The organism is Aggregatibacter valvarum (genome assembly GCF_980468985.1).
The window spans coordinates 286,101-298,582 of sequence record NZ_OZ413141.1; the positions used below are offsets into that span (position 1 = coordinate 286,101).

The following is a 12,482-nucleotide window of genomic DNA, read 5'->3' on the forward strand; positions in this document are numbered from 1 at the left end:
ACCGCACTTTTGTGCAGAAAAAAGAAGCCCAACAGCTGTCGGGCCTCCTATAATACACTAGAATAATTCTTCCGGTTGACCACCGACAGGATTGTTTAACAACTCACTTGGTACATAATAGCCACGCTCTTCAACATAAACACGGGTTGGTTCAGTGCCTTTAATAAAATATTCCACACGCCCACCGTTGGCTAGCAAACCAGAACGCACATCAATGCGTTTTTCCACAATATTCGCCGGTGTCGGTAAATTACGCTCAGGCGTATCTTTCAAAATAGCCTTCATATAACTTATCCATGCCGGCATCGCACTTTTCGCACCTGCCTCACCGCGACCTAAATCGAATTTATTGTCATCAAAACCAATATACACAGCCGTCGTTAAGTTCGCACCAAACCCAGCATACCATGCCACTTTGGAGTTGTTGGTCGTCCCGGTTTTACCGCCAATGTCTTTACGTTTAATTTCATTTGCCATGCGCCAACTGGTGCCTTTCCAACCCAATCCTTGTTCACCGTAGATGGCGGTATTTAATGCGCTACGAATCAAGAACGCCAATTCACCGCTAATGACGCGTGGAGCATATTGTGTGGCGGATGAGCTTGTTTTCGCTTCTGCCATCAAGTTCAAATTTTCTTCTTTTACGGCATCGGCACGTGGCTGTAATTCCGGAATATCTGGGACATTTTCCCCTTGCTCGATTTCTTCTTCTCCGTTGGTCGCCTCATCACTGCGTTTTAAATTGTCCGCAACCGTCAAATCCGTATTTTTAAAGCCATCTAGCTTCTCCGTTTCACCATAAATAACCGGCACATTATCACAAGTTGGGCAAGCTAATTTCGGATTTGCCACAAAAATTTCCTTGCCGGTGTTATCTAAGATTTTATTGATAATATAAGGATCGATTAAATAACCGCCATTATCGAACACCGCATAACCGCGCGCCATTTCAAGTGGCGTAAAGGAGGCCGCACCTAATGCAAGGGCTTCACTGGCAAAATATTGATCCCGCTTGAAACCGAAACGTTGTAAGAAATCCGCCACGAAATCAACACCGGTCATTTGCATGGCACGGATCGCAATCATGTTTTTAGATTGCCCCAATCCTACTCGTAAACGTAATGGGCCATCATAACGATCCGGGGAGTTTTTCGGGCGCCATTCTTTTTGTCCCGGTTTTTTCAATACAATCGGCGTATCTTGCAACACACTGGATAGGGTTAAGCCTTTTTCCAAGGCAGCAGCATAAATAAACGGTTTAATGGAAGAGCCTACTTGCACTAAAGATTGTGTTGCACGGTTAAATTTACTTTGTTCAAAACTAAATCCACCCACAATGGCTTCAATGGCGCCATTGTCACTGTTTAATGACACTAACGCGGAGTTAGCTTGCGGAATCTGGCCTAAGACCCATTCACCCTTGTCATTTTTACGAATCCAAATTTGATCCCCAGTTTTTACCGGATTGGTTTGTCCGGTCCAACGCATGGCGCTACTTGGCAATGTCATCTTTTCCTCAGATGCTAACAGCAATTCTGCGCCGGATTTGGAAATGCTGATGACGGCGGCGGGAATAAACGGTTCAGAATTCGGTAATTTTTTCAAGAAGCCAATAATGGTGTCGTTATCCCAAGGGGTTTCGCCTTTTTTCCACAATGGTGCACCGCCACGGTAGCCATGACGCATATCATAAGCGATTAAATTATCACGCACGGCTTTTTGTGCGACTTCTTGGTCGTTAGAAAGCACGGTGGTATAGACTTGATAACCTTTGGTGTAGGCATTTTCTTCACCAAAGCGTTTTACCATTTCCTGACGCACCATTTCTGTCACATAATCCGCACGAAAATCTAATTTCGCACCATGATAGCTGGCGACAATCGGCTCCTTTAGGGCAGCATCGTATTCTTGTTGTGTGATGTATTTTTGATCCAACATACGCCACAACACAACATTGCGACGTTCCAACGCACGTTTTGGCGAGGAAAGCGGATTCATTGTGGAAGGGGCTTTTGGCAAACCGGCAATGACAGCCATTTCAGATAAGGTTAATTGATTTAATTCCTTACCAAAATAGGTTTTTGCCGCAGCCGCAACGCCGTAAGAACGGTAGCCGAGATAAATTTTATTGAGATACAGCTCTAAAATTTCTTGTTTGTTTAACGCATTTTCAATTTCAATCGCCAAAATCGCTTCTTTGGCTTTACGCGTGAAGGTTTTTTCTGACGTTAAAAAGAAGTTTCGCGCCAATTGTTGTGTAATGGTACTTGCCCCTTGAGAGGTGCCGCCTTTATTGATCGTCACCATTAATGCACGCGCGATCCCGATCGGATCCAACCCATGATGTTCATAAAAACGGCTATCTTCTGTTGCCAATACGGCTTGAATTAATTTTTCAGGAATATTTTCCAATTTTACCGGAACACGACGTTGTTCACCGACTTCACCAATCAACTTACCGTCTGAAGTGTAAATTTGCATCGGCTGTTGCAATTCCACCGTTTTCAAACTTTCTACATCGGGTAACTCTGACTTGAACTGGACATAGACCATGCCGACAGCAACACAGCCCAGAATAAATAAGGTTAACAAGGTGCTTAATATTAATTTTGCGATCCGCATCGAAAATTTCTCGCTTACTTAAAGGGGGTTAAGAAAATTAAAATAAAGTTAGCCGATAAGTATAAAGACTACGCGCCTAAAGAAAAAGCGAAAACTGTTGGAAATCGGGGGAATCAGGATAAATTTATGTTCATAAAACGTACACCTTCAATTCAAGTCGGCCTCTGGTTGCGTCATCACGCTGTTGATGTGGTGTGGTTCGATAAGGACAATCGTCCTCATAGTGAGTGTTTGGAAAAATTAGATTTACTGGAGCTTCCCGCCACCCTTAATCGCCGACTTGCTATGCCTGCACGCAGAAAATCGCCTTATAAATTTATTACCGCCATCATGCCGCATCATATTTGGCAAAAAACACTGATTTTGCCGCACAATCTCACCCCGTTGGAATGTGAGCAACAATGTCATTTTACACTTTCCAACGAGCTGCCGTTGCCGCTTGAGGAGATTTGGTATGACTATGCCGCTATCCCGTTAAAACAGGGTTTTCGTTTGGAAATCTTCGCGATTCGCCAACAAATTGCAACGGATTACTTACAGCAATTTATGCCGCTACAGATTGAGGTGTTAGACAACATGGCAAAAGCCTTGTTACGGGGCGCAGAATATGTGTTAGGCAAGCCCTTGCCGGCAGAGGCCATTTTCTTATATCAAGATGAACAAGGCGGATTAGCTGTACAACCCAAACTGCAACAAAATCAAACCTTATTCCAAACAGAGACAAATTTGACTGCACTTTTTGAGCAATATTGCCATCGTTATGACGAAAAACCGGAAGCCGTTTTTTACCTGCAAACGGAAGACACTGAAACGGCAGTGCCGGATCACTGGCATTGTCTCTCAACGGAATTGCCGCTTATCGCCCTTGGTAATGCCTTATGGCAACAAGATACGTACGCCAAATCCACCGCACTTTTTGATGCACCGATAGGTTAAGGAAAGGTGATGAAAAAAGACATTAATCTGCTGCCGTGGCGATTACAGCAACGCCGCCGGCAAGCCAAAGCCTTGGTGACGAAATGCATGGCAGGTGCGGTGCTTTGTACGGTAATTAGCGTGGGGTTATACCGTGCTGCCGAACAGTACGCAAAACAGGCGGAAAAATTACAACATGAATATGTTGCATTGCAACGTGAGCTACAACTTACACAACAACACATTCAGCAGATTAGACATCATCAGCGTCATGACCAAGAGACCCAAGCAATCACCAAAGAAACGGTTTTTTTATTGTTAAATCAATTAGCTGAGTTACCACTCACACAAGGAGAGCTATCCGCGTTGGCACTTTCGGAGCATCATTTAACGCTTACCGGCCAAAGTGTTAGCCAAGAGGAGTTCGATCGCCTTAACCATTTTCTGACCGAGCAAGCGTTATTTAGCGAAGTGAAACTCACGGAATTTAAACCGCAACCGCAAGAAATGCGGTTTCAGTTTGATCTCAAGTTGCAGGTAACCCCATGAAATGGATAGATAAAATGGCGACGACACCGCTGTTAACGCATTGGTATCAGCTTGCTGCTTGGCAACAGACGGCCTTGTTATGCGCGCTGGGTATTGCCTCACTTTCTTGGCCGGCACAACATTATTGGCAGCAATGGACACAATTAGCACAACTGACAGAACAACAGGAAATGCAACAGGCGACATTAGCGCATCAACAAAAAATTTTGGCAGCACTAAAAGAAAAAGCCGATAAGCATTTACTTACACCAAAATTAGCCGGCAAACTTGCAGCAATTAATCAGCAAATTCAACAGCTTGCCCAAACATTACACATTGAACATAGCCAGTGGGACTTTCATCAAACAGCGTTGTTAACACTGCATGTTCAAGGCTATTTTGATGAGTTAAGTGCATTTTTGACCGCACTTTTAACAGAAAATGCGGGCTTGGCGTTAGTAGAATGGCAGGTGCAAAAACGCACTGAATCGAATAATGACAGTGTCCTTTTCAGCGAACTGTTATTCCAATTCAATCCCGAGGAAAAATAATGGTAAGACAAATGTTATGGTTATTCATCAGCGTGATGATCAGCCACGCTGGTTTAGCGAAAGATCCCTTTGACAAAACTCGCCGGCAAGGTACGACGCAAGCCGCGCCGGAAAAACAAAATAGCACGCCAAATTCAACCTGCCACACGGCGCCTTCAACCATTTTCCCGCAAACGACCTTTGAACAGATTCAAGTGATCGGCGTATTACAACATCACACCGATTGGCAAGTCATCTTGCTTGCTGACAATCAAGTCAGCTTTGCCCATCCCGGCGATTTGATTGCTTCCGAGCATATTCAAATTAGCAAGATCGACAAACAATACATTGATTTCTTACGTTGGAGCAATAGCGCAAACTGTGAGAAAACAACGCCGTTTCAGCTTAGATTTTAAGGATAATAGATGAAATTAGCGCTTTTCCACCGCTTAAAGTGCGGTCTATTTTTCGGATGTTTTGTGAGTCTGGTGATGAGCTTTTCCGTGCATGCGGAACAACCTCGCGTGTTTTCAATTCGATTGAAGCAAGCACCATTAGTGCCAACGCTGCAACAGCTGGCATTAGCACAAAACGTCAATTTAATTATTGACGATGAATTGCAAGGCACCCTTTCACTTCAACTGGATAATGTGGACTTGGATCAGCTCTTTCGATCTGTTGCCAAAATCAAGCAGTTGGATTTGTGGCAAGAAAACGGTATTTATTATTTAAGCAAACTTGAGACCGCCGCCAAATTTGCCACCCAAATGGAAACGCCTTTTACGTTGCCTGCCGAGATGACGGAACAACCCACGCAACTCACTACTGCCACCATTAAACTGCACTTTGCCAAAGCCTCGGAAGTGATGAAATCGCTCACCGGCGGTAGTGGTTCTCTCCTTTCTCCCAACGGCAGTTTAAGTTTTGACGATCGCAGTAATTTATTGTTAATTCAAGATGAACCGAAAGCCATTGCGAACCTCAAAAAGCTCATTAAAGAATTAGATAAGCCCATTGAACAAATCGCTATTGAAGCCCGAATTGTGACCATTAACGGTGAAAGCCTCAAAGAGTTGGGGGTTCGTTGGGGAATTTTTAATCCAACAGAAAATGCCCATCACTTCAGTGGAAGTCTGGCTGGTAACGGATTCGATAATATCACTCCCCAATTAAACGTTAACTTGCCGACAGCGACCACGCCGGTCGGTTCTGTTGCGCTGCAAGTGGCGAAAATCAACGGGCGGCTTTTAGACTTAGAATTGACCGCACTTGAGCGGGAAAACAATGTAGAGATTATCGCCAGCCCTCGTTTGCTCACCACCAATAAGAAAAGCGCTAGTATCAAGCAAGGGACGGAATTGCCTTACATCATGGTGAATGAAAAAAGTGGGACACAAAGTGTAGAATTTCGCGAAGCTGTATTAGGCTTAGAAGTGACGCCGCATATTTCACAGGATAAACAAATTTTGTTGGATTTAGTGGTCAGTCAAAATGCGCCGGGTGGACGTGTTTCATACGGCTTGGGTGAAGTGGTTTCTATTGATAAACAAGAAATTAATACACAAGTTTTTGCCAAGGACGGCGAAACCATCGTGTTGGGCGGTGTTTTTCACGATACCATCACCAAAGGCGTGGACAAAGTGCCTTTGTTGGGGGATATTCCAGGCATTAAACGCTTATTTAGCAAAGAAAGTGAACGCCATCAAAAACGCGAACTGGTGATTTTCGTCACGCCGCATATTTTACGCCAAGGGGCATTTCCGGAAAGTCTAAAAAAATCATCGCAGGTAACGCCTCAGAATAAACGCAACGAACCGGCAAAAAAACGATAAATTCACCATAAACCTGCCATTTACATGGCGGTAAACGAAATAAATCGCTTGTTTAGGTTGAAAAGAATAGGGATTTATTGAGATAATCTTGGGCAATTTTGGGGTGATCTTTTCCACTTATTCAAAACTTTCACACGACCACATGAATCATCACTTGCGGTCGTTTCTTATTTTCTAAAAGATCACATTTTTTCCGATGACATAAATTTAAGATGAATAACAATGGCAGAAAAACGTAATATTTTCCTCGTGGGGCCTATGGGGGCAGGTAAAAGCACCATCGGTCGCCAACTTGCACAACTACTTAACATGGATTTTGTCGATACCGACGCAGAAATTGAAGAACGCGCCGGTGCCGACATTGGTTGGATTTTTGATGTTGAGGGCGAAGAGGGATTCCGCAAAAGAGAAGAACGCCTTATTAATGAATTAACACAACGTCAAGGCATTGTATTATCTACCGGTGGTGGTGCCGTGTTATCAAAAGACAACCGCAATCATCTTTCCGCACGCGGTATCGTAGTTTATTTGGAAACGACCGTAGAGAAACAATATCAACGCACTCAACGAGATAAAAAACGTCCACTCTTGCAAGATGTTGATGATCCGCGCCAAGTGTTGGAAGACTTAGCTAAAGTTCGCAATCCACTTTATGAAGAAGTGGCGGACATCACCCTACCAACTGACGAACAAAGTGCCAAAGTCATGGCGACACAAATTATCGACCTGATTGACAACTACAACGGTTAATACGAACGGTTAAACCCCTCAAAGGCAAAGTAAATGTTGTGTGTAAATGTTGAATTGAAAGAAAGAAGCTATCCGATTCATATCGGTGCCGGATTACTCACGAATACCGATTGCTATCCGCTGCAATCCGGCAATAAAGTCATGATCGTAACCAATCCAACCGTTGCACAACATTATCTTTCCACCGTGACGGACACCTTAGAAAAAATCGGTTGTCTTGTTGAGCACGTGTTATTGCCGGACGGCGAACAATACAAAACCCTTGATTCTTTGAACCTGATTTTCACCGCACTTTTAAAAGCTAACCACGGACGCGATACCACGATCGTGGCATTAGGCGGCGGTGTCATCGGTGATATAGCCGGCTATGCCGCAGCAAGCTATCAACGTGGCGTACGTTTTATTCAAATTCCGACGACATTATTAGCCCAAGTGGATTCTTCCGTGGGCGGCAAAACGGCGGTAAACCACGAATTAGGCAAAAACATGATCGGCGCGTTTTATCAACCCACCGCCGTGATTGTCGATACACTCACCTTAAATACCTTACCCAAACGTGAAGTCAATGCAGGCTTAGCTGAAGTCATAAAATATGGGGCAATTTTAGACTTCCCCTTTTTCCAATGGCTAGAACAACACATTGATGACTTAGTCGCCCTTGACCAAAACGCATTACAACAATGTATCGCCCGTTGTTGCCAATTAAAAGCGGATATTGTGGCGCGCGATGAAACGGAAAAAGGCGATCGTGCGCTATTAAATCTTGGCCACACGTTCGGTCACGCCATCGAGACCTATTTAGGTTACGGCAACTGGTTACACGGTGAAGCAGTATCCGCCGGCTGTATGATGGCTGCGGCGTTATCAGAAAAATTAGGCGATTTAACACCGCATGATGTGGCACGGTTAGAAAAGCTCTTGGCCCGTGCCAATTTGCCAACGGTTTCGCCGGATGGCATGACCGCACAAGATTACTTGCCACTAATGATGCGTGATAAAAAAGTGCTAAATGGCAAATTGCGTTTGGTACTCCTCAAAGCGCTTGGACAGGCTTATGTGGCGACAGATGTCCCACAAGAACAGGTGATTGACGCCATCAATCGTTGTACGCAAGTTGACTAGCCCCCATGCCTAAATCTGCTAAAGCTACGACATCAACACCCAAAACTAAAAGCCGCCCTTTTCTCAAATGGGCGGGCGGTAAATATCGTCTCACAGACGAAATCAACCGCTTATTGCCAAAACGCAAACACTGTTTAGTCGAACCCTTTGTTGGCGCCGGTGCGGTATTTCTCAACAGCCATTTCGAACGCTACATTCTGGCAGACATCAACCCTGATTTAATCCACTTATTCAATATCGTCAAACAGGACGTTGAAGGCTACATCCAAGCGTGCAAACCAGTTTTCTTCCACCCGGATGCCAACACAGAAAGTTACTACTACAGCAAGCGTAAAGCATTTAATCAAAGTACCGATGTCTTCCAACGCGCCGTGTTATTTCTGTATTTAAACCGTTTTGGTTTTAACGGCTTGTGTCGCTACAATGCCAAAAACGAATTTAATGTGCCTTTCGGTGCTTACAAAACCCATTATTTTCCGGAAGAAGAACTCCGTTTTTTCTCAGCGAAAGCACAAAGTGCGGTCTTTATTTGCGCCGATTTTCAACAAACCTTTCAAATGGCGGATGACGACTGCGTCATTTACTGCGACCCACCCTATGCCCCAATTTCACAAAACAGCAATTTCACCAATTATTCCGGCAATGAATTTTCCATCGCCCACCAACGCGATCTTGCCAACCTTGCCAAAGACACCGTAAAACAACGTAATGTCCAAGTAGTGATTTCTAACCACGACACACCATTCACCCGAGAAATCTACCAAGGCGCGAAAATCCGCCGTTTAAAAGTACAACGCTCCATCAGCCAAGCGTCACATAAACGTGTCAAAGTAAGAGAGTTGATTGCGGTCTTTAACGCCTAAAAATAGCTTAAAAACTTACCGCACTTTTACAAATCAAACACGTCCGCATCGCGCAATACGTGAATATTGCCTTTGCGGCGTAAGAAACCACAGCGGTCGAAATATTCCACCAGTTGCACGGTCATTTTGCGTCCGAATTGTAATGCATCACGCAATTCGTTCACCGATATGCCTTCTTTCCCGGCGACAAGTTGTTTGATTAAACGGGCGGTGGCATAAATGTTCTCGGTCAGGAAGAAGCGGTCTTTTACCACAGCGGTGAGATAACCTAATTTACCAGCTTTGTAGAGGAAGTTGCGCATGGCGCTTTCTTCCTGTCCTAATAAGCCTGCAAGATCACGAACCCACAACGCTTGTCCGTTATGTTGCTCAAATTGTTCGAGAACTTGCTGCCATAATGCGCGTTCTTGTTCATTAAATTGAATTTTATGATCAGCGGTGTGTAGCCAACCACGGGTTTGCTGTAGCTGATTTTCGGCTAATAATTCATCAATAAAATGATAAATCAGTTTTTCCGGCTGATTCAGTGCCGCAATGCGATACAAACGGGCTTTACCTAAGCCGAGTTGGTCGGGATGTTGTTCGTGATATTGCGCAAGTGCGGTCAATAATTTTGACGTTTGTTGCGTGCGATACTCGGCATTAAAGCACCAACTTTGGAAGCGAATGTCGCCGTTTTTTTCAAGAATGTCATTTAGTTGTGAGTCTGTCAGTTGTTCAATCCACATCAACTGCTCGGCTTCCATCGCTTGATTTTGCAGATAAAGTGCGGTGCGTTTTTCGGCTGTTTCTGCTTGAATCAGTTGGCGTAAATAATCGAAACGGGCTTCTGTGCGCTTGTGGCGTTTCGGTGAATCGATTTCAATCACTTTGGCACCACCGAGTACGGCGGTCGAGTTGCTGTTGCGTAAGATGATTTTGTCACCATGTGCCAAAAACAACGGTTGTTCTAAAATGAGTTCTGCCAGCGCGTGTTGTTGCGGTGCGAGTTTTTGCTGTTGCAATAACGTCAGCTTGCCCGTGGTGTGTGAGGCGGCGTGATAAATATGCACCGGTTGGCTTTCGTTCAGTGGAATTTGGTTTTCCAGCCAAACGGTGACGCGATCTGTCGATTTGGCAGGCGGTTGGGAAAACAACCAATCGCCGCGTTCAATTAACGTGCGGTCGAAATCCAGGTTAATATTTAATGCCAGGCGTTGCCCTGCCAAGCCTTCTGTGCTTTGTTCGTTTTGTGCGTGGATATTTTTCACCCGCACTTTTTGCCCATTGCTTAAATACAATTCGTCGTCAATGGCAACCTTGCCCGCAAATGCGGTGCCCGTCACCACCGTACCAGCACCTTTAATGGTAAAAATACGGTCGATGGCATAACGGAACGGTTTTTCCGTGTCCGATAATTCCGGCAACTGCGCCAAATAATCGCGTAGCGTTTCGATGCCCTGACCGGTGGTAGCAGACGTGACGAAGAATTTACTGTTCGCCAAGAGGGCATATTGTTGGCGTAGTTGTTGTTCTAATGCGTCGATTTGTTGCGCATCGGCGCGGTCGGCTTTAGTGATCACCACCATGATTTCCTGCAGTTGCAACAAGCTCAAAATGTTTAAGTGCTCGATGGTTTGCGCTTGCACGCCTTCGTCTGCGGCAACGATAAGCATGGCGTAATGGATGCCGCCCAAGCCTGCTAGCATGTTAGCGAGAAAACGTTCGTGCCCCGGCACGTCGATAAAGCCGAGGATTTGATCTTTTAACGGCAAATAGGCGTAGCCTAAATCAATGGTCATGCCGCGTTTTTTTTCTTCAGGTAAATGCGCCGTGTGCGTGCCGGTGAGGGCTTGCAATAGTGCGGTTTTTCCGTGGTCAACGTGTCCGGATGTGACAATAATCATAGCGCCTCCAAGGTGTCGAGCAAGCGTTCGAGATTGGCCAAGCTGCGTAAATCCAACCAAATTTTATCCCGTTCAATGCGCCCGATAACCGGTTGCGGTAGCGCCAATAAACGGGCGAAAAGTGCGGTGGTTTTTGTCGGCATTTTTTCTGTTGCCGGCGCAATGGTGACCGCGATTGACGGAATCCGTGCCAGCGGCTGAGAACCACTACCAACTTGCGCTTCGCTTGATTCGATCGCAACAACGTAATCTGCATTTAAACGATTTTCCAACCGCTTTTTCAGTTGTTCCGCCTGTGCTTGTAATTGGTCGATGGGCTGAGTGAGCAGATGAAGTGCGGTCAGTTTTTCAGTGATTTTTTCCGGCTGCAAATACAAACGTAAAGTGGCTTCCAGCCCGGCAAGAGTCACTTTGTCGCAACGTAGCACGCGTTTGAGCGGATGGGCTTGTAGCTGTTGAATCAATGCTTTTTTACCCACGATAATGCCCGCTTGCGGCCCACCAAGCAGTTTGTCGCCGGAGAAGGAAATCAAATCCAGACCCTGTTGCAATTTTTCTTGCACCGTCGGTTCTTCCGGCAAATTGAATTGTTTCAGATCTATTAATGCACCGCTGCCTAAATCTGTGATGACCGGAATGCTAAATTCTTTACCTAATTCCGCCAGTTCTTGCTCGTCAACAGAATGCGTGAAACCGCAAATTTGGTAGTTACTGCTGTGAACTTTCATTAAAAATGCAGTATTTTCGTTAATTGCGTTGCGATAATCTTTTAAATGGGTACGGTTGGTGGTGCCCACTTCCACCAGTTTACAACCTGCCTGTGCCATGATGTCGGGAATGCGGAAAGCACCGCCGATTTCAATCAATTCACCACGGGAGATGATCACCTCTTTCCCCTGCGCGAAAGTCGCCAATATCAGTAATACCGCTGCGGCGTTGTTGTTCACCACACAGGCCGCTTCGGCGCCTGTGAGTTGTTGCAGTAAGTCGCTGATGTAGTTGTCCCGATGGCTCCGCTCGCCAGCCGCTAAATCATATTCCAACGCGACATTGCCCTGCATAGCGTCTAGAGCCGCTTGTTGTGCCGCTGGTGACCACAACGCGCGTCCAAGATTGGTGTGTAATACCGTGCCGGTTAAATTATGTACGCTCTTAATGTTCACTTGTTGTTGTAACAATAATTGTTGGCGGATGTACTGAAAGGTCGCCTCATCGGTTTGCAAAAAGTGCGGTAGATTTTCATGGCGTTTTATATGTTCGCGCGCTTGTTGCAACATCTCGCGAGACACACTGACAGTGGCACTATGACCAAATTCTGCCACGAATTGTTCACCTTGCGGGGTTTTGAGTAATTTATCGACGGCGGGAAGGGCTTGATAAAGGGCTGACATGATAATTCCTTTTTCTGGAGTGTTAAATTGGCATTTTAAGCGG

The 12,482-nt window shown here is 45.3% G+C and carries 11 protein-coding genes; 8 read left to right on the plus strand and 3 right to left on the minus strand.

The features are described 5' to 3' along the window. Nucleotides 1-57 precede the first annotated feature (57 nt). Nucleotides 58-2,622, minus strand: a complete 2,565-nt coding sequence (locus AC30SF_RS01325; RefSeq protein ID WP_489607310.1) for a penicillin-binding protein 1A — start codon at nt 2,620-2,622, stop codon at nt 58-60. A 126-nt stretch (nt 2,623-2,748) separates the two neighbouring features. On the opposite strand from AC30SF_RS01325, the gene AC30SF_RS01330 reads away from it, so the two are divergent. The 8 genes from AC30SF_RS01330 (at nt 2,749) to AC30SF_RS01365 (ending at nt 9,162) form a co-directional block, all read left to right on the plus strand. Continuing rightward, nucleotides 2,749-3,558, plus strand: a complete 810-nt coding sequence (locus AC30SF_RS01330) for a competence protein ComA (RefSeq protein WP_489607311.1) — start codon at nt 2,749-2,751, stop codon at nt 3,556-3,558. A 9-nt stretch (nt 3,559-3,567) separates the two neighbouring features. Then, nucleotides 3,568-4,086 carry a PilN domain-containing protein gene (locus tag AC30SF_RS01335; RefSeq protein ID WP_489607312.1) on the plus strand — a complete coding sequence of 173 codons (519 nt, stop codon included), beginning with the start codon at nt 3,568-3,570 and terminating at the stop codon, nt 4,084-4,086. Then, nucleotides 4,083-4,616, plus strand: coding sequence for a competence protein (locus tag AC30SF_RS01340; RefSeq protein WP_489607313.1), 534 nt, complete (start codon nt 4,083-4,085; stop codon nt 4,614-4,616). Before AC30SF_RS01335 ends, AC30SF_RS01340 begins: the two co-directional genes overlap by 4 nt. Further along, a complete protein-coding gene (locus AC30SF_RS01345) occupies nt 4,616-5,011 on the plus strand; it encodes a competence protein ComD (protein WP_489607314.1) in 396 nt (131 codons plus the stop codon). Before AC30SF_RS01340 ends, AC30SF_RS01345 begins: the two co-directional genes overlap by 1 nt. A gap of 9 nt (nt 5,012-5,020) precedes the next feature. Next, nucleotides 5,021-6,427, plus strand: a complete 1,407-nt coding sequence (locus tag AC30SF_RS01350; protein WP_489607315.1) for a type IV pilus secretin PilQ — start codon at nt 5,021-5,023, stop codon at nt 6,425-6,427. Between the two features lie 222 nt (nt 6,428-6,649). Then, on the plus strand, nt 6,650-7,177 hold the full coding sequence (gene aroK / locus AC30SF_RS01355) for a shikimate kinase AroK (RefSeq protein WP_005715891.1): 528 nt from the start codon (nt 6,650-6,652) through the stop codon (nt 7,175-7,177). Nucleotides 7,178-7,210: 33 nt separating this feature from the next. Continuing rightward, nucleotides 7,211-8,299, plus strand: a complete 1,089-nt coding sequence (aroB, locus tag AC30SF_RS01360) for a 3-dehydroquinate synthase (RefSeq protein WP_489607316.1) — start codon at nt 7,211-7,213, stop codon at nt 8,297-8,299. 5 nt (nt 8,300-8,304) lie between these two features. Then, the gene (locus tag AC30SF_RS01365; protein ID WP_489607317.1) at nt 8,305-9,162 is read left to right on the plus strand and encodes a Dam family site-specific DNA-(adenine-N6)-methyltransferase; all 858 of its coding nucleotides are present in this window, start codon (nt 8,305-8,307) and stop codon (nt 9,160-9,162) included. Nucleotides 9,163-9,188: 26 nt separating this feature from the next. Here the strand turns inward: AC30SF_RS01365 and selB are convergent, their stop codons facing one another. Both selB and selA read right to left on the minus strand, forming a co-directional pair. Beyond that, a complete protein-coding gene (selB, locus tag AC30SF_RS01370) occupies nt 9,189-11,048 on the minus strand; it encodes a selenocysteine-specific translation elongation factor (RefSeq protein ID WP_489607318.1) in 1,860 nt (619 codons plus the stop codon). After that, on the minus strand, nt 11,045-12,439 hold the full coding sequence (selA, locus tag AC30SF_RS01375) for an L-seryl-tRNA(Sec) selenium transferase (protein WP_489607319.1): 1,395 nt from the start codon (nt 12,437-12,439) through the stop codon (nt 11,045-11,047). The genes selB and selA overlap by 4 nt, the downstream gene beginning before the upstream one ends. Nucleotides 12,440-12,482 lie beyond the last annotated feature (43 nt).